20 protein-coding genes and 1 tRNA gene are annotated in these 21,272 nt (G+C 32.5%); 10 read left to right on the top strand and 11 right to left on the bottom strand.

What is annotated here, in order from left to right; genetic code table 11:
* Position 1 precedes the first annotated feature (1 nt).
* Positions 2-75 (bottom strand) — tRNA-Asn (locus Q4517_RS13380).
* A gap of 271 nt (positions 76-346) precedes the next feature.
* Here Q4517_RS13380 and Q4517_RS13385 point away from each other — a divergent pair.
* The 4 genes from Q4517_RS13385 (at position 347) to Q4517_RS13400 (ending at position 5,331) form a co-directional block, all read left to right on the top strand.
* Complete coding sequence (locus Q4517_RS13385) at positions 347-3,073, top strand: 2-oxoglutarate dehydrogenase E1 component (RefSeq protein ID WP_303510344.1); 2,727 nt, start codon at positions 347-349, stop codon at positions 3,071-3,073.
* Positions 3,074-3,192: 119 nt separating this feature from the next.
* Positions 3,193-4,401 carry a 2-oxoglutarate dehydrogenase complex dihydrolipoyllysine-residue succinyltransferase gene (gene odhB / locus Q4517_RS13390; protein ID WP_303510347.1) on the top strand — a complete coding sequence of 403 codons (1,209 nt, stop codon included), beginning with the start codon at positions 3,193-3,195 and terminating at the stop codon, positions 4,399-4,401.
* A 99-nt stretch (positions 4,402-4,500) separates the two neighbouring features.
* The gene (locus Q4517_RS13395; RefSeq protein ID WP_303510350.1) at positions 4,501-4,947 is read left to right on the top strand and encodes an SRPBCC domain-containing protein; all 447 of its coding nucleotides are present in this window, start codon (positions 4,501-4,503) and stop codon (positions 4,945-4,947) included.
* 12 nt (positions 4,948-4,959) lie between these two features.
* The gene (locus Q4517_RS13400; protein WP_303510352.1) at positions 4,960-5,331 is read left to right on the top strand and encodes a VOC family protein; all 372 of its coding nucleotides are present in this window, start codon (positions 4,960-4,962) and stop codon (positions 5,329-5,331) included.
* A 43-nt stretch (positions 5,332-5,374) separates the two neighbouring features.
* Here the strand turns inward: Q4517_RS13400 and Q4517_RS13405 are convergent, their stop codons facing one another.
* On the bottom strand, positions 5,375-6,094 hold the full coding sequence (locus Q4517_RS13405; protein WP_303510354.1) for a DUF547 domain-containing protein: 720 nt from the start codon (positions 6,092-6,094) through the stop codon (positions 5,375-5,377).
* A gap of 505 nt (positions 6,095-6,599) precedes the next feature.
* On the opposite strand from Q4517_RS13405, the gene Q4517_RS13410 reads away from it, so the two are divergent.
* Together Q4517_RS13410 and Q4517_RS13415 are read left to right on the top strand one after the other, a co-directional pair.
* Entirely contained in the window at positions 6,600-7,409 is an 810-nt protein-coding gene (locus tag Q4517_RS13410; protein ID WP_303510356.1) for an alpha/beta hydrolase, read from the top strand.
* Between the two features lie 7 nt (positions 7,410-7,416).
* Positions 7,417-8,019: a hypothetical protein gene (locus Q4517_RS13415; protein ID WP_303510358.1), complete on the top strand. Its 603-nt coding sequence runs from the start codon at positions 7,417-7,419 to the stop codon at positions 8,017-8,019.
* Between the two features lie 3 nt (positions 8,020-8,022).
* On the opposite strand, the gene Q4517_RS13420 is transcribed toward Q4517_RS13415, so the two are convergent.
* From Q4517_RS13420 to Q4517_RS13460, 9 genes are all read right to left on the bottom strand, one after another.
* Positions 8,023-8,706 (bottom strand): LytTR family DNA-binding domain-containing protein, encoded by a 684-nt coding sequence (locus tag Q4517_RS13420; protein WP_303510360.1) that lies wholly within the window; start codon positions 8,704-8,706, stop codon positions 8,023-8,025.
* A 232-nt stretch (positions 8,707-8,938) separates the two neighbouring features.
* Complete coding sequence (gene sufD / locus Q4517_RS13425) at positions 8,939-10,252, bottom strand: Fe-S cluster assembly protein SufD (RefSeq protein ID WP_303510361.1); 1,314 nt, start codon at positions 10,250-10,252, stop codon at positions 8,939-8,941.
* Between the two features lie 103 nt (positions 10,253-10,355).
* The gene (gene sufC, locus Q4517_RS13430; RefSeq protein ID WP_303510363.1) at positions 10,356-11,105 is read right to left on the bottom strand and encodes a Fe-S cluster assembly ATPase SufC; all 750 of its coding nucleotides are present in this window, start codon (positions 11,103-11,105) and stop codon (positions 10,356-10,358) included.
* Between the two features lie 77 nt (positions 11,106-11,182).
* A complete protein-coding gene (gene sufB / locus Q4517_RS13435; protein WP_303510365.1) occupies positions 11,183-12,631 on the bottom strand; it encodes a Fe-S cluster assembly protein SufB in 1,449 nt (482 codons plus the stop codon).
* 32 nt (positions 12,632-12,663) lie between these two features.
* Positions 12,664-12,993 carry an iron-sulfur cluster assembly accessory protein gene (locus tag Q4517_RS13440; RefSeq protein WP_115899898.1) on the bottom strand — a complete coding sequence of 110 codons (330 nt, stop codon included), beginning with the start codon at positions 12,991-12,993 and terminating at the stop codon, positions 12,664-12,666.
* A 136-nt stretch (positions 12,994-13,129) separates the two neighbouring features.
* Positions 13,130-14,197: a cytochrome-c peroxidase gene (locus Q4517_RS13445; protein WP_303510370.1), complete on the bottom strand. Its 1,068-nt coding sequence runs from the start codon at positions 14,195-14,197 to the stop codon at positions 13,130-13,132.
* A 7-nt stretch (positions 14,198-14,204) separates the two neighbouring features.
* Entirely contained in the window at positions 14,205-14,963 is a 759-nt protein-coding gene (locus tag Q4517_RS13450) for an MbnP family protein (RefSeq protein WP_303510371.1), read from the bottom strand.
* Positions 14,964-14,966: 3 nt separating this feature from the next.
* A complete protein-coding gene (locus tag Q4517_RS13455; RefSeq protein WP_303510373.1) occupies positions 14,967-16,292 on the bottom strand; it encodes a hypothetical protein in 1,326 nt (441 codons plus the stop codon).
* Positions 16,293-17,501, bottom strand: coding sequence for a choice-of-anchor B family protein (locus Q4517_RS13460; protein ID WP_303510375.1), 1,209 nt, complete (start codon positions 17,499-17,501; stop codon positions 16,293-16,295).
* Positions 17,502-17,640: 139 nt separating this feature from the next.
* Here Q4517_RS13460 and thiL point away from each other — a divergent pair, with 139 nt between their 5' ends.
* From thiL to Q4517_RS13480, 4 genes are all read left to right on the top strand, one after another.
* On the top strand, positions 17,641-18,690 hold the full coding sequence (gene thiL / locus Q4517_RS13465) for a thiamine-phosphate kinase (RefSeq protein ID WP_303510377.1): 1,050 nt from the start codon (positions 17,641-17,643) through the stop codon (positions 18,688-18,690).
* Positions 18,691-18,849: 159 nt separating this feature from the next.
* Positions 18,850-19,320 carry a peptidoglycan-binding protein LysM gene (lysM, locus tag Q4517_RS13470; RefSeq protein WP_303510379.1) on the top strand — a complete coding sequence of 157 codons (471 nt, stop codon included), beginning with the start codon at positions 18,850-18,852 and terminating at the stop codon, positions 19,318-19,320.
* A 152-nt stretch (positions 19,321-19,472) separates the two neighbouring features.
* The gene (locus Q4517_RS13475) at positions 19,473-20,372 is read left to right on the top strand and encodes a DMT family transporter (protein ID WP_303510381.1); all 900 of its coding nucleotides are present in this window, start codon (positions 19,473-19,475) and stop codon (positions 20,370-20,372) included.
* A gap of 31 nt (positions 20,373-20,403) precedes the next feature.
* Positions 20,404-21,270 carry a YicC/YloC family endoribonuclease gene (locus Q4517_RS13480; protein ID WP_303510382.1) on the top strand — a complete coding sequence of 289 codons (867 nt, stop codon included), beginning with the start codon at positions 20,404-20,406 and terminating at the stop codon, positions 21,268-21,270.
* The last annotated feature ends 2 nt before the right edge of the window (positions 21,271-21,272 follow it).

Genomic DNA, 21,272 nt, shown 5'->3' on the forward strand with positions numbered 1-21,272 from the left:
GCTCCCCCTCTTGGACTCGAACCAAGGACCCTCTGATTAACAGTCAGATGCTCTAACCAACTGAGCTAAGGAGGAATTTAAAACACATGTGTCTTAAAATGCGAGTGCAAATTTAAGGGGTTTTTTTATATCTGCAAATTATTTTTAATAAAAAACGCATGTGATTTTTATTATTTCTGAATTTCAGGGATTTATTTTTTAAAAAAAGATGCTTTTAACTGAAATTTAACAAAAAGACAGTACTCGTTAAAGAGTTTAAAATTAGACTAAAAAGGAATGGTTTTTTTCGTAAAAGTTGTACTTTTGTCACCATTATTCTTATAGATAGAAAAGTATAACAAAATATATGGACAAGTTTTCGTTCTTAAACGCAACACATGCAGGTTTTATAGGTGATTTGTATGAACAATATCAAAAAAATCCTGATGCGGTAGAACCAAGTTGGAGAAGTTTCTTTCAAGGATATGATTTGGCTAACGAGAATTACTCATTAACAGATGAAGAAGTTTCGGTAGAAGTCCCTGAAGAAGTACGTAAAGAGTTTTTAGTAATCGATTTAATCAACGGTTACCGTACCCGTGGTCATTTGTTTACCAAAACAAACCCAGTACGAAACAGAAGAACCTACACCCCAACATTAGATGTTGAGAATTTTGGGTTAAATCAATCAGATTTATCTAAGGTTTTCAGTGCAGGAGAAATTTTAGGTATAGGGGCTAAAAGTCTAGCTGAAATCATAAACTACTTAAAGTCTGTTTTCTGCGAAAGTATAGGAGTTGAGTATATGTATGTACGAAACCCTGAAGAGTTAAAATGGTGGAACGATCGTTTGAATAAAAACGCAAACCATCCTAGTTACGATGTAGAATCTAAAAAGTATATTCTTACAAAGCTAAATCAAGCTTCAACTTTTGAAAGCTTTTTACAAACGAAGTATGTAGGTCAAAAAAGATTCTCTGTTGAAGGAGGAGAAACATTGATCCCTGGAGTTAGTGTGGCGTTACGAGATGCAGCTGAAGAATATGGAGTAGAAGAGTGTGTGTTAGGAATGGCACACCGTGGACGTTTAAATACTTTAGTAAATATTTTCAAAAAACCAATTCGCGATTTATTTAGCGAATTTGAAGGAAAAGATTTCGAAGATCAAGACATAGATGGAGATGTTAAGTACCATTTAGGTTTAACCTTAAGTAAAGCGTATCAAGGTGGACAAAAGATGAAGATGAACTTAGTGCCAAATCCATCTCACTTAGAAACAGTTGATGCAGTAGCGGAAGGAATTGTTAGAGCTAAGATAGAGAAAGACTATGAAGGAAACGAAAATAAAATACTTCCAATTTTAGTACATGGTGATGCAGCTGTAGCAGCCCAAGGAATTGTGTACGAAGTTGTGCAAATGGCACAATTAAACGGATACAAAACAGGAGGTACTATCCACATTGTAGTAAATAATCAAGTAGGTTTTACAACCAATTATTTAGATGCTCGTTCAAGTACGTATTGTACTGATGTAGCTAAGGTAACCTTGTCTCCAGTACTACATGTAAATGCGGATGATGCAGAAGCTGTATGTCATGCAATGGAAATGGCAGTTGAATATCGTATGAAATTCAACAAAGATATTTTTATTGATTTGTTAGGATACCGTAAGTACGGGCATAATGAAGGAGACGAGCCACGATTTACACAACCAAAATTATACAAAGCAATTTCTAAGCATAAAAATGCAAGAGAAATTTATGCAAATAAATTAATTGAAGAGGGAAGCATAACAGCGGACTACTTACAGAAAATTACAGATGAATTTAAGACACATTTAGAAGCTGAGTTCACAGAGTCTAAAAAGAAAGAAACGTCTAAAATTCAGGAGTTCATGCCAGATGTATGGGATGGGTTTGTACGAAAGCAATTACAAGAAATGTTACAGCCTGTTGATACAACTTATTCCATAGAAGATTTAAAAGGTATTGCAAGGGTAATTTCAAAAACGCCAGAAGGACACAAATTTGTACGTAAAGCTGAACGTATCTTAAAAGGTCGTGAAAAAATGGTGTTTGAAGATAATTTGCTAGATTGGGGTACTGCTGAGAACCTAGCGTATGGTACTTTATTAGAAGAAGGTTATGATGTACGTATTTCTGGAGAAGATGTAGAAAGAGGAACATTCTCTCACCGTCATGCAATTATGCGTGATGAAGAAACTTTAGAACGTGTAAACTTACTAAACACAAACCCTAAGAGTAAAGGAGAGATGACAATTTACAACTCTCACTTATCAGAATATGGGGTGTTAGGGTTTGATTACGGGTATGCAATGGCAGCACCAAATACATTAACAATTTGGGAAGCTCAGTTTGGTGATTTTGCCAACGGAGCACAAATTATGTTCGATCAGTATATTTCTTCGGCAGAAGATAAATGGAAGTTACAAAACGGATTGGTAATGTTACTACCTCACGGGTATGAAGGTCAAGGGCCAGAACACTCATCAGGAAGAATAGAACGTTTCTTACAATCATCATCAACTGATAACTGGACAATAGCAAACTGTTCTACACCAGCAAACATGTATCACATTTTGCGCCGTCAGATGAAGCGTGATTTTAGAAAACCATTAATTGTTTTCACACCAAAAAGTTTATTACGTTTACCAAAAGCAGTAAACCCTATTGAAGATTTAGCAAACGGAACTTTCCAAGAGGTAATTGATGACACTATTGATACTTCAAAAGCTAAGAAAATAGTGTTCTGTACAGGTAAATTCTATTACGACTTATTAGCTGAACGCGAAAAGTTAGGAAGAGAAGACGTTGCTTTAGTTCGTATAGAGCAATTGTTCCCATTACACAATGATAAAATTAAAGAAGTAATGGATAAGTACCTAAATGTAGAGCGTTATGTTTGGGCTCAAGAAGAACCTAAAAATATGGGAGCTTGGAGTTATATGTTAGAACGTTTTGAATTAGCTAGGTTAGAATGTGCTTCAGAAGAATACCGTTCGGCACCAGCAGCAGGTTCAAGTGCACGTTTTAAAAGACGTCACCAGGCTATTATAGATAAGGTTTTTGATTAAAAAACAAATAATGCGTTAGGGATTGTAGTAAGCTACCATGTAGCTCGAAAAGCCCGACCCGATAGGGAACGTCCAAATAAAAGAAATAAAATAATTCAGATATATAAAATTTAGAACTGATGGTTTTAGAAATGAAAGTTCCTTCTCCGGGGGAATCAATTACAGAAGTAGAAATTGCAACTTGGTTAGTTGAAGATGGTGATTACGTTGAGAAAGATCAACCAATTGCCGAAGTAGATTCTGACAAAGCAACGTTAGAATTGCCTGCGGAAGAAAGCGGAATAATCACTTTAAAAGCTGAAGAGGGTGATGCAGTAGCAGTAGGTGCAGTAGTTTGTCATATTGATATGGATGCCGCAAAACCAGAAGGAGCTGGAGCACCTAAAGAAGCAGCACCAAAAACTGAAGAGAAAAAAGAAGCACCTAAAGCTGAACCCGCTAAAGAAACATACGCTACAGGCACAGCATCTCCAGCAGCTAAAAAAGTATTAGCTGAAAAAGGAATAAGTGCATCTGATGTTAAAGGAACTGGTAAAGACGGTCGTGTAACTAAAGAAGATGCTGTAAAGGCAGTGCCTTCAATGGGAACTCCAGGAATGGGATCTCGTGGTACAGAGCGTAAAAAATTATCAATGTTACGTCGTAAGGTTGCTGAGCGTTTAGTTTCGGTAAAGAATGAAACAGCTATGTTAACTACGTTTAACGAGGTGAATATGCAACCAATTTTCGATTTACGTAACGAGTATAAAGAAGAATTTAAAGCAAAACACGGAATAGGTTTAGGTTTTATGTCTTTCTTTACAAAGGCAGTAGTACGTGCATTACAAATGTATCCAGCTGTGAACTCAATGATTGATGGTAAAGAAATGGTGTCATTCGATTTTCAAGATATTTCAATTGCAGTATCAGGGCCAAAAGGATTAATGGTTCCAGTAATTAGAAATGCTGAAAACTTAACGTTTAGAGGTGTTGAAAGCGAAGTAAAGCGTTTAGCAATTCGTGCTCGTGATGGACAGATTACTGTTGATGAAATGACAGGAGGTACGTTTACAATTACAAATGGTGGTGTATTTGGTTCTATGTTGTCTACACCAATTATAAACCCTCCACAAAGTGCAATTTTAGGAATGCACAACATTGTAAATCGTCCAATGGCGGTGAATGGAGAAGTGGTGATTCAACCAATTATGTATGTAGCGTTATCGTACGATCATAGAATTATTGATGGTAAAGAATCTGTTGGTTTCTTAGTAGCTGTAAAAGAAGCGTTAGAAAACCCAGTAGAAATCTTAATGGATAACAACCCTACCAAAGCTTTAGAAATGTAAACCAAAATTTGGTTTTATAGATATGAAATCCTGTACGAAAGTGCAGGATTTTTTTGTTTAAATTTTTAGTAACTTTAATAACTATAAAATCAACTGATTATGAAAGTTACTGAGGAAGGATTTACCGTTTACCATAACTTTCCTATAAAAGAGTTATCTAATAAAGTTTTTAAAGTCATTACAAATCCAGACGATTTGATACATTGGTGGCCACTTAAATGCACAGGAACTCCTAAAGTAGGCGCAGAATACAATCTTTTTTTTGGTGGAGCTTATGATTGGTATGGTGAAGTAGTTCAATGTAAAGAGAATACTTCTTTTTACATAAAAATGAGTAAATCAGATGATGATTGGAATCCAACAACTTTCGGTTTTGACTTGTTCGAAAAAGATGAAGGAGTAACTTGGGTGCATTTTTTTCATAAAGGATGGGTTGAGCAAAACGATCACTTTAAACATTCTTCCTATTGTTGGGCATTGTTGTTAAATGGACTAAAAAATTATGTAGAAAAAGGGATTGTTATCCCTTTTGAGGAAAGAAATTAAAACTATAAGATTATGAAACTAGGGGTTTTTTCAATTAGTTTATCAGTGAAAGATATTGATAAATCAAAAGATTTTTATGAAATGTTAGGGTTTACTGTTTTTGCAGGCCAAATAGAAAAGAATTATTTGATTATGAAAAATGGAAACTCATTAATTGGATTATTTCAGGGTATGTTTGAAAATAATATCCTTACTTTTAATCCAGGTTGGGATGAAAGTGCCAATGTGTTAGACGATTTTGACGATGTAAGAACCATTCAACAACATTTAAAAGAAAACCACATCAAATTGAAAAGAGAGGTAGACAAAGATACTTCAGGACCTGCGAGTATTGTTTTCTTCGATCCTGATGGAAACACCATTTTAATAGATCAGCATGTATAAAAAGATGAAAAACACTTGCTGTTTTTCATCTTTTAAGCATAACCTATTTATTGTTTAAACTCCAATCATAATCTAGGTATACGACTTCGGCATTGTCGTTAGCTTTAATGTCAGAATACTTATTTATATAGTCTACCAAGGTATTACGAGAAGTAAAGTCTTCTTGGTACCATTGAAATATTTTCGAAACTTCAACTTTAGTTAATGTAATCTTATTTTTTGTGGAGTCGTTTATAAAAGCTTTCATTAAGTTTTCTAATTTTTCTTCTATATTATCTTTAGTAAAAGCAAAATTTACAAATCGAGGTCCAGATTTAGATGCTGCATTTAAGGCAACATGAATTCTTGGATCATCATGCCATCTACGGAGTATTTTATGTTCAATATAATCTAGCGAGTATAGTTTTTTACCAACAGCAGCAAAAGGAATTTTCCAAGCATTTCTTCCTTTACGTTTAATATCGGTAATTTTTTTTAAAGGATAACTATCTAAAATTAGCTTAATAGTATAAGCATTGTATGCGTTAATCCAAAAAGCCTTAGCTTGATTTTGTGACCATTTATTACTAGGTATAGTGTTATCTAAATGCTTTATATAAATATCTAAAACCGCACGATTCTTTCTTAGTCCTTTATAATCCACATTACCTTGAGAATCCACATAGGTTTTTAATAAAGCATCATATACATCAGTTTGTGCTTGTGTTTGAATACTCACAAAAATTAGCAAATAGGTAAAAGATAGAGTAATTGTTTTTCGCATTTTTTAAATTTTAAGTAAATAAATTAGTTCACGATACTTTTGACGTGGATAAGTTTAATTCATTACATAAAATTTTATAGAAGTAAAAAACCACTCATAAAAAATGGTTTTCAAATTGTGAAAGAGTGATTGTAATTTTTTACCAGTAAATGAGCTTATAGCAATAGCAACAATACCAATAGTAATGGTAATGTAAGAATTAGTGTTGTTTTGTGCTTTGACCAAGTCAACATCGCCAATAGAATTTTATGTTTCTGGTTGAATAAGTGTATAAATTCCATACACAAGAATTACAATGCAGCGATTAGTAATATCGATTTAATGGGTTTCTTCATAATAAATAAAGGTCTTTCATCAGGTTTAAAAGAAAAATCACTATATAAATTATACTACAAAGAGTCCATTTGTCACAAATAAAGAACATTTCATACCATATATCTTTTTACAATATTTAAAGGCAGGGGAGAGAGATATTTTTGATGCGGATTAATAAAAACATAAAAAAATGATTACGCATTCTTACACAAAAAGCCCTTTTGTATTTTTAAGTTTTATACTCTTTTTCTTTATGAGTTGTACTGAAGAAGATTTACCTTCTAATATTAAACAGCAAAAATTTACTCTAAAATCTAACTCAACAAACTTTAAGTATACTGTTAAAATAGGAAGCATTGAAGAAGCTGATGTAACTAAAGATTATCACGTGGTTTATTTACTTGATGGTGACGATTATTACAATGAATGTATGCAAATGTTAAGCTTAGAAAAAAAAGAAAATACCATTATAGTGAGCATAGGTTATGCGGGCGATAATGAAAGAGGTACAGATTATTCTTACCCGTATGACAGAGATTTTGATGGAGACTCAGGAGGAGCAAAGAAGTTTATTAGCTTTTTAAACTCTGAGTTAATCCCTGTGATTGAAGAAGATTATCAAATAAAGAGTTTAACAAAAACAATTTATGGACATTCACTTGGAGGTTATTTTGCTTTATATGTTATGCTGCAAGAAGAACAAGAAAACCCTTTTGATAATGCAATTGTGGTAAGCCCTAATTTAATGTGGTATAACTCATTTATTTTCGATTTAGAGGAAAAAGCTAAGGAATTTAGTTTGTTAGAGGGCAAATCTTTTTACATGGCTATGGGAGACTTAGAGGGAGTAGGTATGAACGCATCATTTGATGCAATGGTCAAGCGACTAAAACTGAGTAACTATAATGATTTTAATTTTAGTTACGAAAGATTAGAAAATACTTCTCATAGAAATAGCCCAATAAAAGGGTTTGAAAAAGGATTACAAATTATTGAATAAGAAAAAAATGAAGAAAATTTTATACATAGTATTGTTAAGTAGTTTTTTTATGAATGCTCAAGAACACGATACTACAAGAAAGTGGAAATTAGAATTGGGGTATACGACTGATATAATTAATGCAAGTTTCGGAAAACATTATGGTTTTGTTTTTAAAGCGAAAAGAAAATTGTTAGAAAGTAAGAAGATTACCTTAATGGCAGGAGCAGCTTATCAAAACAGTTTTATTAATGAAGACGAAAATATGTTTACAGGTTTTGTTGATGGCTATACAAGAGACTTATCTGTTGTTGGTTTGGTAGATTTTAGTTTTTATCCTTTTAATAAAAGGAGGTTTTATATGTCAATTCAACCCTTTTTTGGCTATACTAACTTAAAGTCTAAAGGAAGTTTGTATATAGATCATTTAGAGATATATGAAAAGTATAAAAACTCATATTCTTACTTTAATTACGGAATGATAAATTCTCTAGGTTATACTTTTAATAGAATAACTATAACCTTCGATGTTTGGAGTTCGCTAAAAGGAGTTGCTGATAGCGGAAGGTTTAGACCAGGAGGTTTTGATTCAAGGTTGTTTTTTGGAATGGGAGTAGGTTACACGTTGTAAACTCTATTTATAAAACTTCTCTTTAAATAATTTAAATTTATTTCTAGATACAGGAACCTCATGGGAAACATTGGGAAATGAAATTTTATAATTTCTTGTGTTTCCAGAGGTTCTTCTAATATTTTTAATATTAATTATGTAAGAACGATGTGTACTTAAAATAAAGGGGTAGTTAGATAAATTATTAAGTAGTTTTTGAATAGATATTCTGTATGGTTTTATGTCTACAGAGTTAAGAGTTTGAGTGTATACATCTACATAATTTCCTTCAGATTTAGCGAATAAAAAAGTAGCTAAATCAAGAATTAATGTCTCATTTACATTATTCGTTTTTATAGATAAAACAATTTCTTTATCCTTTTGTTTTAATTCCTTTTCTAGCTCTTTATTGTATGCTTTGACGCTTCTTAAATTTTCTTTTAAAATGACGACATAGTTTATCCAAATAATAATCAGTATAGGTATGGTACCAATTAGAATAACATAAGAGAAAGTATTGATAAGACTCAAAAAAAAGTTGCTATCAATACTGTTTTTAAAAGGATATAGAAAACTATTTTGAAAAAGAGCTATTGAAATAAGAATACCAAGAGTAAAGAAAAATTCTCTTAAAATATTCCAACTTTCTTTAATTTCAGAAGTAAAAAAAACGTTGGGCACCAATTCAGTAAAAAATAAGATGCTCAAAAAAGTAACTATGCTAGCCGTTAAACATGGATAAAAATTGTTTGTAACAGTATTTTGAGAAAAGTAATAGTTAATTAGGAATATTACTATACTTAGTATAGAAGCAATGATAAGATTTCTTTTGGTATGAAATAAATATGGATAAGGAGTTGATAAGTTTTTTAAAAACTTATATTTCATAACATTTAAAGAATTAAAAAGGCATTATATTTAATAATGCCTTTTGTTTGTTTTATAGTTCAAAACCAATGTTAACGCCTAATTTGTTGGCAATTAATTTGGTAATTCTTTTTTTAACTTCTGGTATTTTAACACTTTCTAAAACAGTATTTGCAAAGGCATACATAAGTAAAGCTTTTGCTTCTTTCTTTGGAATACCTCTTTGCTGCATATAAAATAATGCTTGGTCGTCTAATTGACCGATAGTACAACCATGAGAGCATTTTACATCATCAGCAAAAATTTCTAATTGAGGTTTAGCGTTTATAGTTGCTTTATCACTTATTAAAACATTGTTGTTTTGTTGATAAGCATTTGTTTTTTGTGCTTCTTTTTCAACAATAACTTTACCATTAAACACACCAGTAGAACGATCAGTATAAATACCTTTGTAATCTTGGTGACTTTCACAGTTAGGCTCTATATGGTTTACTAGTGTATGATGGTCAACATGCTGCTTTCCTTCAATAATAGTAATTCCTTTTAAAATAGAATTAATATGTTCTCCTTTTTGATAGAAGTTTAAGTTGTTTCTAGTAATATTACCACCAAAAGAAAAAGTATGTACAGAACAAGTGCTTTCTTTCTGTTGCTCAATATATGTATTGTCAACTAAAGAAGCATCATTATTGTCATTTTGAATCTTATAATAATCTACTGTAGCATGTGTGTCTGTATAAATTTCAGTTACGGCATTTGTTAATACAGCATTATTGTTAAGGTTTTGATGACGTTCTATAATTTGAACATGTGCATTTTGCTCTACAATAATTAAATTACGAGGTTGTAACATAGTTGCATGTTCTTTACCTGTAGTAAAATTAATTATTTGAATAGGTTTTTCAACTTCAACATTCTTAGGAATGTGAATAAACGCACCTTCGGTTGCAAAAGCAGTATTTAAAGAAGTTAAATTATCTTGCTTTGCTATTTTGTTAAAATATTTTTCAACAATAGGTTTGTATTTTTCTTTTGAAAAAGCGGCAGATAATAAACAAATATCTTTTCCATCATGAGTAGTAGTTGATAAAAAAGAGCTGTATTTTCCATCTACAAAAACTATTTTATAGCTATCTATTTCATGGATGAAATATTTTTTTACATCAGCAAACTCTATAGAAGCATCTCTATCAGGAAATATACTATAGTCTTCTTTTAAAACTGAATTTAAAGAAGTGTATTTCCAAGCTTCTAATTTTTTAGTAGGAAAGCCTAGTTTTTCAAAATTTTGTAGTGCTTTTGTTCTTATCTCATGTAAATCTGAATTGATGTTTACACTGTCTTCAAAAGCTACGTATGATGATAATATTTTTTCTCTCAACTCCATTGTTTTTAGTTGTAAAGTTTATAAAGTATAAAAGTTTGTAAAACTGAAAAGAAGCTTATTATTACAGGGCTACTTTTCACTTTTTACTTTTCAACTTTTCTAACTATTTTAACTCTGCTTTAATCCAATCGTATCCTTTTTCTTCAAGCTCTAAAGCAAGGGAAGCGTCTCCTGTTTTAACGATTTTTCCATTGTGTAAAACATGTACATAATCAGGAACGATATATTCTAATAAACGTTGATAGTGAGTAATAACTACTACAGCGTTATCTTTAGACTTTAATTTATTAACTCCATTAGCAACAATACGTAAAGCATCAATATCTAAACCAGAATCAGTTTCATCTAAAATAGCTAATTTAGGTTCTAACATGGCCATTTGAAAAATCTCATTACGTTTTTTCTCACCTCCTGAAAATCCCTCGTTCAAAGAACGAGATAAGAATTTACGATCGATTTCTAATAATTCTGATTTCTCACGAATCTTTTTAAGCATATCTTTAGCAGGCATTTCTTCTAACCCTTGAGCTTTGCGAGATTCGTTAATTGCTGTTTTAATAAAGTTAGTAACAGTAACACCAGGAATTTCTACTGGATATTGAAATGATAAGAATACACCAGCATGAGCTCTTTCTTCAGGAGCTAATTCACTAATATCTTCACCTTCTAACTCGATAGAACCAGAAGTTACGTCGTAAGTTTCGTTACCAGCAATTATAGATGATAAGGTACTTTTACCTGCACCGTTTGGTCCCATAATCGCATGAACCTCTCCTGCTTTTACTTCTAAGTTAATTCCTTTAAGAATATCTTTGTCTTCTACCTGTGCGTGTAAGTTTTCTATTTTTAACATTGTTCTTATACTATTGGCTTTAAGCGTACGTTTAATTTTTAATAATTGTTGTGTTTATAATTAACACATTAGGTTAATTATCCTACAGAACCTTCTAACGAAATTTCTAATAATTTTTGAGCTTCTACAGCAAATTCCATTGGAAGCTTATTTAATACTTCTTTACTAAACCCATTAACAATTAATGCAATAGCTTTTTCAGTATCAATACCACGTTGGTTACAGTAAAATAATTGATCTTCACCAATTTTACTAGTCGTAGCTTCGTGTTCTATTTGAGCTGATTTATTTTTTGCTTCGATATAAGGAAAAGTATGAGCACCACACTCATTACCCATTAATAAAGAATCACATTGTGAGAAGTTACGTGCATTTTCTGCTCTTGAATTTACCTGAACTAAACCACGGTAACTGTTTTGTGATTTTCCAGCTGAAATTCCTTTAGATATAATAGTTGATTTGGTGTTTTTCCCTAAGTGAATCATCTTAGTACCCGTATCAGCTTGTTGATGATTGTTGGTTACAGCGATTGAATAAAACTCACCTACAGAATTATTTCCTTTTAAAATACAACTTGGATATTTCCATGTAATTGCTGATCCTGTTTCAACTTGCGTCCAAGAAATTTTAGCATTGGTTTCGCACAAACCTCTTTTGGTAACAAAGTTATATACTCCTCCTTTACCTTCTGAGTCTCCAGGAAACCAATTTTGAACTGTTGAATATTTTATTTCAGCGTCGTCTAAAGCAATAAGCTCAACAACTGCTGCGTGTAATTGGTTTTCATCACGTTGTGGAGCAGTACATCCTTCTAGATAAGAAACATAACTACTTTCATCTGCAACAACTAAGGTACGTTCGAATTGACCAGTTCCTCCTTCGTTAATACGGAAGTAAGTAGATAACTCCATTGGGCAACGAACTCCTTTAGGGATATAACAGAAAGACCCATCAGAAAATACAGCCGAGTTTAACGCAGCGTAAAAGTTGTCAGTTGGAGGTACTACCGAACCAATGTATTTTCTTACTAATTCTGGATGCTCTTGAATAGCTTCAGAAATTGGCATAAAAATTATCCCTTTTTCAGCTAAGGTTTCTTTAAAAGTAGTAGCTACTGAAACAGAATCCATTACAATATCAACTGCTACATTCGCTAATTTTTTTTGCTCATCTAAAGAAATTCCAAGTTTTTCAAACGTAGCTAGTAAATCAGGATCAACCTCATCCAAGCTGTTTAATTTGGGTTTTTGTTTAGGTGCTGAGTAGTAAGAAATATCTTGAAAACTCGGTTTTTTATAGGTAACATTTGCCCACTCTGGCTCTTCCATTTGTTTCCAAATTCTAAAAGCTTCTAAACGCCATTCAGTCATCCATTCTGGCTCGTTTTTCTTTTTAGAAATGGCACGAACAATATCTTCGTTTATCCCATTAGGAAACTTATCACTTTCAATATCAGTATAAAAACCATATTCGTACTCTTTGGTTTTTAATTCTTCTCTTAAATCGTCCTCGGTGTATTTACTCATCAGTTTTTTGTATTCTTTTTGTGATGTAAGGCTTATAGAGAGAAACTCTCTCCGCAACCACAAGTTCTGTTAGCGTTAGGATTGTTAAATACGAATCCTTTACCGTTTAAACCTCCAGAATATTCTAAAGTTGTTCCAACTAAGTATAAAAAACTCTTTTTGTCAACAACAATTTTTACGTTGTTGTCTTCAAAAACTTTATCGTTTTCTTGTTGGGTTTTGTCAAAAGTTAAGTCGTATGATAATCCTGAACAACCGCCACTTTTCACTCCAACACGAACAAAGTCGGTTGTAGTATCAAATCCGTCATCAGTCATTAGTTCAATGACTTTCTTTTTTGCTGTGTCTGAAACTTTTATCATCGTTTTAAATAGATTAAATCTAAGTGACTGCAAAGATAATGACAAAATATGATTTATATCATTTTTTGAAATGAATATAGTTATTAAGCGATAAAAATTGTTTATACTTTAAGTCTACTAATTGATTGTTAGAAGATTATTGTTGGAAATTAGGGTTGTTTACAAAATCATCATCTGAAAGACTCAAAAGAAAAGCTTTTAAGTCGGCTTTATCTTTACCTGAGAGTTGTACACCTCCTTGGTTTACTTTTTTCATTAAAGGATCAATTGTAGAAGATTGTTTTAATCCTTCAGAGTAATGGTTAATAACTTCCTCTAAAGTGACAAATCGTCCATCGTGCATGTATGGAGCAGTGAATTTTAAGTTTCGTAAGGATGGGCTTTTAAATTTTCCATTATCATTTGGGTCACCTGTAACAGCGCCTAATCCTAAATCAGTAAAAGTTTCATCTAAACCGTTGTTGTGGAATTTATTATCTGTCCATAAAGGATTGTTGTCACTTCCATGACAATGAAAACAATCGCCACGAGTTTCCTCCATAAAAACATTGAATCCGTTTTGTTCTTCAGGAGTCAATTCAACTTTTCCTAAAAGAAATTGATCAAATTTTGAGTTCCCTGAAATTAAGGTTCTTTCAAATTGAGCGATTGCTTTGGTAACTAAGGTTGAGTCTATTTTAGATGCTCCAAAAGCTTGTTGAAAAAGCGTTGGGTATTCAGCATGTTCTTGTAATTTTTCAGCTACATTTTCCCAGTTACTATGCATTTCAATTGGGTTACGTACAGGTGAAAATACTTGACGTTCAATACTGAGTTCTTTTCCGTCCCACATAAAGCGTTCATCAAAGTTCCAAGCTAAATTAAATAACGGCATTGAATTTCTTGTTCCGAATTTACCATCAACACCTTCACTAAATTGAGTATCATCAGTAAATGCTCTTTTAGGGTTGTGACAGCTTGCACAAGATTGAGTATTGTCTTTAGATAAAATGGGGTCAAAGAATAATTTTTTGCCCAAGGCTATGCCTTCTTCGGTTAAAGGATTGTTGGTTGGAATAACTGGAGCGATTAATTTTTGTTGAAATAACTCCGGGATTTCTAAACTAGTTTGAACAGGTGTATATACACTTTCTTCTTCTCCTTTTGAAGAACAACTGAGTAAAAGGAGTAGTAATAAAGAAAGGTATATACTTTTTTGTGTCATTTTATTTTTATTGAGAGATGGCTCCTAGACTAAACACGCCGCTTTTTCCGTTTTCTGATATTTCTTTTTGAGCTTCAAAATCCATCATTAAATCAACACTTTTTTCGTTTAAATCCCAATCATTAGGACTTTTAAACCACCCAGCTACATTCATTTTTATTTCTATAGTAGCATTGTTTTTTAATAGGATAGAACCAGTTTCAACTCCAAAAGAAGTATCTAAAATAGAATCTTTTTCTTTGTCGTAAGCTCTTATAGCATGAAAATTATATGGGTTTTCTACTCCTAAAGTGTCTTTGTATTTACCGTCTAGTTGCATGTAGTGATACCCTCCCCCCATCATATCGGGTACATTCCAATCAGCAGAGTTTAAATCTGGATATACCCCACTTTTATTGTCATTATCGTTAAGACCAAAAGTAAAAAGTAGCTTATAGCTTCCTTCTGATACTTTTTCAGAAAGAGCGTAGGTTAAACTATCTGGTTTACTTGAGTCTATTAGCTTGTAACTATCAAATTTGGTTGTGTCTCCCGCGCCATTAACAAGGCTAATACGTGAGATTAAATAGCGTAACCTACTTATAGAAAGTTTGCTTCCTGTTTTGTTGGTGAATTCGGTGTTTTCTAAGTCAGACTTTTCAATTAAAGTACCATCCCAATTTTGACTGAATTTTAGTTTTACTGAAACTTCTTTGATAGATTCATCATTGTCTGAGCTACAAGAAAATAGTAATGCACTAAGGAAGAAAGTTAAAAAATATTTCATTTATTATTTTAGTTTGATAATTAGTAGGTCTGAAAACCCCTTGTTTGTTATTATATCTTGATTATTACTGCTGCTTTCGCCAACAGCAATAATGTTTCCGTTTGTTAGTTCAACAGCATCGTAACAAAAATCTATTTCTGTTCCCCCAATGGTTTTTTGCCAAAGGAGATTTCCATCTGTATCAATTTTCATAATCAACGCGTCATTTTGACCTTTATTGGTAAAGTTGTTGTCAGCACTTCTAGAACTTCCAGATATTAAAAAATCTCCGTTTGAAGTCTTTTTAATCGATCGACCAACATCAAAACTTGAGCCACCATAGTTCTTTTGCCAAAGTAACTTACCTTGACTAGTTATTTTTATAGCCCATAAATCGGCTCCTCCATTGTTTTGTGAAATATCTTTATCAGAGCTACGTGTATCTCCTACGATAATAAAATTTCCATCATTGGTTTTTGTTATTGCTCTAGCTTCATCAATTTCTGTACCACCAAAAGACTTTTCCCAAAGTAAATTTCCGCTTTTGTCAATTTTAACAACCCAAAAATCATAAGAACCTTTGTTGTTTTTTATATCTACATCATTGCTGTCAGAAGAACCGATTAATAAATAACCATCAGTAGCTTCTGCTATGTCGTAGCAAGTATCAGTATTTGTACCCCCAAAGTATTTTCTCCATTCAATACCTCCGTTAGTATTGAGTTTAATACCCCAGTAGTCTCCACCAGCATGTTTTGCCGCTTGTTTTGAATTACCTAAACCTCCAGATGCTGTAACGTCTAGAATGCTGCCAACAAAATAACCCCCATCAGAAGTTTGAATGATTGAAAAACCTTGATCCGCTCCAGAGAAACCAGTGTTTTTTTTCCAGACTACTATACCGTTACTGTCTAGTTTTAATATCCAAACATCATCAAAGCCCTGATTGATCTCTACATCTCCATCATCACTTTTTCCGTAACCTACAATAGCAAAACCACTGTCATTTGTTTGAATAATTTTAAACGCTTTGTCGTCTTTTGAACCCCCATAGGTCTTTTGCCATTGAAGATTATCGTTTGTGTCAAATTTTAAAACCCAAAAATCATATTGAATTGTGTTTTTAGTGGTTTCTATATCTCCATCAATACTTTGAGTAAAACCAGCTACAATATATCCTCCATCAATAGTGTTAATTACACTTCTACCACTTTCATTTACTGAGCCCCCGAGAGTTTTAACTAAACTAACTTCAGGAGTTGTTAAAGTAGGGTTAAGCTGTATGCCATCATCTTTATTACAGCTGTAAATGATTAATACGAAAAGTAATAATGAGAGTTCTTTGAGCATTTATTGTTTTTTAAGGATAAATAAACCTCTATTGATATCGCTTACCACAATTTTTCCACTTTTAAAGTAAGGGTACACACTCCAGACCCCATTGAAGTTAGCGTTGTCATTTTCAGGATAAGTGTCGAAATATCCTGTTTCAGAAATATTTTTACTTTCAATGTTTGAAATATTGATAAAACGAACACCAGCGGTATAGTTGGCTAAATAGAAAGTATTTCCTTTAATATATCCATTATGATCAATTGCTGAAGTAGGTCCTGTATATATAAAGTGTTCCTTTGGGTTATCTAAATCAGAAAAATCAAAAACAATAGTCCTTGTATCATGACCAAAATTTTGTTCATCTAACTCATCTCCTAAAATAAAATATTTTTGATCTTCAGTAAACCAACCTTGATGTGTATAGCCAACGTTTGCGTATGAAATTTTAGAAATGTTTATAGGGTTGGCTTTATCGGTAATATCAACAATTACAACTTCATTTTCGTTACTTCCTATTAATATTTCTTTACCTGTGTGGTCTGTATCTGGTCCATTATAGGTTACTACTTGTGCATCATGACTATAGTTGTCCATTCCCCATCCACCTTCGCTTATTGGGTTTATAGGGTTTTGTATGTTGATAAATAAAGGTCCTCCTTTATATGTTCCAGATCTATTTGTGCCAACAGGGTATGCATAACCAGAGTCTTCATTAATAACTATATTGTGAGCACTACCAAAATCAGTAAAGTGCTTGTCAGCTGTTAATGTAATAGGTGGATTAGTTATGTCTCTTAGTTTGGTTAAATCAAATACTTGCATGCCGTGGTTTGTTGCTTCGCTAACAATAAAAGCATAATTGTTATAAACTTTTACATCCCACCAATCTTCACTTATAGTCGCAGTAGGAAGTTTGCCTAAATAAACAGGGTTTTCTGTGTCAGTAATGTCTACAAAAATAGTTCCGTTATCTACACACATAATAGCGTATTCCTTGTTGGTGGTTTCGTCTGTCCACCCCCAACAATCACTTCCGCTAATTGCATTAAATGTACTTAAAGGAATGTTTAATAATAAATCATAGTTATCACATGAGTAAATTCCAGCTTTACCATTAGAACATGTAGATTTATTGGTTTCTACTGGAGCTTCGCTTGAAGAGGACGAGCAAGAAATTAAAAATAATAGCCCAACTAAAACAGATAGAAATTTAAGGTTTTTCATAAATGGGGGGTTTAAAGCACTAAATTAAGTAATTAACTACTCATATAACATACAAAAACAACAAAACCTTATTTTTATTTTGTGGAGATTACACTAAGTAAAATAGGTGTGTTTGTTTGCTAGTCATTATCTTTGCAGCATGTTAGAAGATAAAAACCAAGAAAGAACTTCGTTAGCTGAGCTTGGAGAGTTTGGATTAATAAACCATTTGACAAAGCACTTTAAAATGTATCATTCGTCAACAGTGAAAGGAGTTGGAGATGATGGAGCTGTAATTAATGCATCAGATAAAGAAACTGTAATTACTACCGATTTATTGGTAGAAGGTGTGCATTTCGATTTGAGTTATATGCCTTTAAAACATTTAGGGTATAAATCGGTAATGGTTAACTTATCAGATGTGTATGCTATGAATGCGAATGCGGAACAGATTACAGTGTCAATTGCTGTGTCTAACCGTTTTCCATTAGAAGCTATTGAGGAATTATATGCAGGAATACAATTAGCATGTGATACGTATCAAGTAGATTTAATTGGAGGAGATACAACATCTTCAACGAAAGGAATATTAATTTCTATCACAGCTATTGGTAAAGCTAAAAAAGAAGATATTGTATATAGAAGTGGAGCTAAACCTACCGATTTAATTGTTGTTTCTGGTGATTTAGGTGGAGCCTATTTAGGTTTACAGGTGTTAGAGCGTGAAAAACAAGTGTTTCAGGTAAACCCTCAAAGTCAACCAGACTTAAGTAAATATACTTACATAATTGAACGTCAATTAAAACCAGAAGCACGTAAAGATGTTCCTAAGTTATTAGAAGAATTAGAGGTGAAACCTACTTCTATGATTGATATTTCTGATGGATTATCATCTGAAATTATGCATATCTGTACACAAAGTAAAACAGGATGTAAAATTTATGAGGATAAACTACCGTTAGATCCTCAAGTAATTTCTACTTCTGAAGAGTTTAACATGGATAGTACGATGATAGCTTTAAGCGGAGGAGAGGATTATGAATTATTGTTTACAGCTTCTATAGATGATTATGATAAAATAAAAGGAAACCCTAATTTTACGGTTATTGGTCATATTACCGAAAAAAATGAAGGAATGAATTTAATAACTCGTGCTAGTCAAGAAATAGAACTAAAAGCGCAAGGTTGGAACTCTTTTAATAAAGAGTAAAAAGAGCAGCAAAATAAATAGATTAAGCATCCTACTATTGGGATGCTTTTTTTGTTAAAGAGAATTCTTTTAAACTATTTATGGAGTAGAATTTTTGGTATAAAAATTGTATATTGGTCAGACAGAAAAAAGATTATTAACAAAAAATCAAAAAAGAGAATGGGAATTTTTTCATTTATTAAAAATGCCGGGGCAAAAGTATTCGGTATCGGAAAAACAACTGAAGAAGAAGCTACAGAGAAAGCTACAAAATTAGTAGATGCAGTAAATAAATTAGGGCTTTCTGTTGAAAACTTAGCTGTTAATGTGGAAGATGATAAGGCCACAGTAACAGGAGAAGCAGCAGATTTAGCTACTAAAGAAAAAGTAGTTTTAGTAGTAGGTAATACAGAAGGTATTGCTTCTGTAGAAGATAACATGACGGTTGCGGAAGTTGAAGTAATCGAAGAAGCTGCTATGGCTCAGTTCCATACAGTAGTCAGTGGCGATTCATTAAGTAAAATTGCGAAAGAATTTTATGATGACGCAATGAAGTATCCAGTAATTTTCGAAGCTAATAAGCCAATGTTAACACATCCTGATAAAATTTATCCAGGACAAGTATTAAGAATACCACCTTTAGTGGACTAATCAAAAGTTAATCAGCCAAAGGGAAAAGCACTGCATTTGCAGTGCTTTTTTAGTTTTAAAAATAGGGTATTTAAAGAACGGTATAGGATAAAAAAGTAGTAGAAAAGAATAAAATTATCATCATCTTTGCATTTGTTTTTAAAACCATAAAAATGAACCAAAGAGCGTTAGCACTTACAGCAGCATCTATCGCGACACTTATTTACGGAATTACTTTTACTGTTGCTAAGGAAGTGATGGAAGGGTATGTTCAGCCTTTTGGGTTTATATTAATTCGTGTTGGAGGAGCTACTGTAGTTTTTTGGTTGTTAGGGCTTTTTGTAAAAGCGCCGTCTATTGAAAAAGCAGATTACAAACGAGTAGCAATGGCAGCCTTTTTTGGAATTGCCTTTAACATGCTTACTTTTTTTAAAGGATTGAGTTATACAACACCTATCAATGCATCAGTAATGATGGTAACCACACCTATTTTAGTGTTGATTTTTGCGAGTATTCTTTTAAAAGAGAAACTAGTTTTAAGAAAAATTGCAGGAGTTGTTGTTGGAATGGTTGGGGCAGTAATTTTAATAGCCTACGGAAATCCACTTAAAGGAGATGCAACTAATATGGTGCTAGGAAACTTTTTAGTATTCATTAATGCAGCATCGTATGGTATGTATTTGGTTGTTGTTAAAAAACTGATAACAAAATACAATCCTATTGTTTTTGTAAAGTGGTTATATCTTTTTGGGTTGATACTTGTGCTTCCCTTCGGTTTTTCTGAATTGTTAGAAGTACAATGGCAAATGATGCCAACATCTATCTATTTGAAAGTAGGTTTTGTAGTATTGTTTACTACCTGTATTACTTATTTGTTTAACCTATTCGCTTTATCAAAGTTAAAACCAACTACAGTAAGTGTTTTTATGTACTTACAACCAGTGGTGGCAGCTATTTATGCTTTGATTGTAGGTAGTGACCATTTAGATTTGATTAAAATAGGAGCAGCATTATTAATCTTTTTAGGAGTGTTTTTAGTAACCAAACGCTCAACAGAAACTCCCAATAAATAAACGTATCTTTGCGGATTATTAAACCGAAGTTATGATACAGTCTATGACGGGTTACGGTAAATCCGTACTACATTTACCCTCAAAAAAAGTAACAATCGAAGTTAAATCTTTAAACAGTAAAAATTTAGATTTAAACACAAGAATTCCTTCATATTATAGAGAAAAGGAACTAAATGTTCGAAAAAAACTAGCTAGTAGTTTAGTAAGAGGTAAAGTAGACTTTTCTATTTATGTGGAAATGACTGCCGATGAGACTTCAACGACAGTGAATACAGGTGTGGTAAAAGAGTACATGCAACAATTAAGAAATGTAACTCAAGTAGGAACTTCTAATGATGTTGAGTTAATGAAAATGGCTGTTAGAATGCCAGACGCATTAAAAACTGAACGAGAAGAGCTAGATGAAGAAGAATGGAAACAGATAGATGCACACATCGATGTAGCATTAAAAGAAATCATTCAGTATAGAATTGACGAAGCTAAATCGTTAGAAGAAGACTTTAAAACTAGAATACTAAATATTCAATTTGCTTTAGAAGAGGTTAAAAAATTAGACGGTGATAGAATTGAACATGTTAAAGAGCGCTTACAAAAAGCATTAACTGATTTAAAAGTTGAGGTTGACGAGAACCGTTTTGAACAAGAGTTAATTTATTATTTAGAAAAGTTAGATATTAACGAAGAGAAAGTACGTTTAGCCAACCACCTTGAATATTTTTTACAGCAATTAGCAACAGAAGATTCAAATGGAAAAAAGTTAGGATTTATCGTTCAGGAAATTGGAAGAGAAATCAATACAACAGGATCAAAAGCTAATTTTGCGCCAATGCAAAAGCTAGTAATCCAAATGAAAGACGAGTTAGAAAAAATAAAAGAGCAAATTTTAAACGTTTTATAAAA

The organism is Tenacibaculum sp. 1_MG-2023, from assembly GCF_030547425.1.
GTDB lineage: Bacteria > Bacteroidota > Bacteroidia > Flavobacteriales > Flavobacteriaceae > Polaribacter.

Excerpts from the sequence above, each read along its gene's own strand:
- Q4517_RS13385 (WP_303510344.1), top strand. The coding sequence starts at position 347 with ATGGACAAGTTTTCGTTCTTAAACGCAACACATGCAGGTTTTATAGGT.
- odhB (WP_303510347.1), top strand. The coding sequence starts at position 3,193 with ATGGTTTTAGAAATGAAAGTTCCTTCTCCGGGGGAATCAATTACAGAA.
- Q4517_RS13395 (WP_303510350.1), top strand. The coding sequence starts at position 4,501 with ATGAAAGTTACTGAGGAAGGATTTACCGTTTACCATAACTTTCCTATA.
- Q4517_RS13400 (WP_303510352.1), top strand. The coding sequence starts at position 4,960 with ATGAAACTAGGGGTTTTTTCAATTAGTTTATCAGTGAAAGATATTGAT.
- Q4517_RS13405 (WP_303510354.1), bottom strand. The coding sequence starts at position 6,094 with ATGCGAAAAACAATTACTCTATCTTTTACCTATTTGCTAATTTTTGTG.
- Q4517_RS13410 (WP_303510356.1), top strand. The coding sequence starts at position 6,600 with ATGATTACGCATTCTTACACAAAAAGCCCTTTTGTATTTTTAAGTTTT.
- Q4517_RS13415 (WP_303510358.1), top strand. The coding sequence starts at position 7,417 with ATGAAGAAAATTTTATACATAGTATTGTTAAGTAGTTTTTTTATGAAT.
- sufD (WP_303510361.1), bottom strand. The coding sequence starts at position 10,252 with ATGGAGTTGAGAGAAAAAATATTATCATCATACGTAGCTTTTGAAGAC.
- sufC (WP_303510363.1), bottom strand. The coding sequence starts at position 11,105 with ATGTTAAAAATAGAAAACTTACACGCACAGGTAGAAGACAAAGATATT.
- sufB (WP_303510365.1), bottom strand. The coding sequence starts at position 12,631 with ATGAGTAAATACACCGAGGACGATTTAAGAGAAGAATTAAAAACCAAA.
- Q4517_RS13440 (WP_115899898.1), bottom strand. The coding sequence starts at position 12,993 with ATGATAAAAGTTTCAGACACAGCAAAAAAGAAAGTCATTGAACTAATG.
- Q4517_RS13445 (WP_303510370.1), bottom strand. The coding sequence starts at position 14,197 with ATGACACAAAAAAGTATATACCTTTCTTTATTACTACTCCTTTTACTC.
- Q4517_RS13450 (WP_303510371.1), bottom strand. The coding sequence starts at position 14,963 with ATGAAATATTTTTTAACTTTCTTCCTTAGTGCATTACTATTTTCTTGT.
- Q4517_RS13455 (WP_303510373.1), bottom strand. The coding sequence starts at position 16,292 with ATGCTCAAAGAACTCTCATTATTACTTTTCGTATTAATCATTTACAGC.
- Q4517_RS13460 (WP_303510375.1), bottom strand. The coding sequence starts at position 17,501 with ATGAAAAACCTTAAATTTCTATCTGTTTTAGTTGGGCTATTATTTTTA.
- thiL (WP_303510377.1), top strand. The coding sequence starts at position 17,641 with ATGTTAGAAGATAAAAACCAAGAAAGAACTTCGTTAGCTGAGCTTGGA.
- lysM (WP_303510379.1), top strand. The coding sequence starts at position 18,850 with ATGGGAATTTTTTCATTTATTAAAAATGCCGGGGCAAAAGTATTCGGT.
- Q4517_RS13475 (WP_303510381.1), top strand. The coding sequence starts at position 19,473 with ATGAACCAAAGAGCGTTAGCACTTACAGCAGCATCTATCGCGACACTT.
- Q4517_RS13480 (WP_303510382.1), top strand. The coding sequence starts at position 20,404 with ATGATACAGTCTATGACGGGTTACGGTAAATCCGTACTACATTTACCC.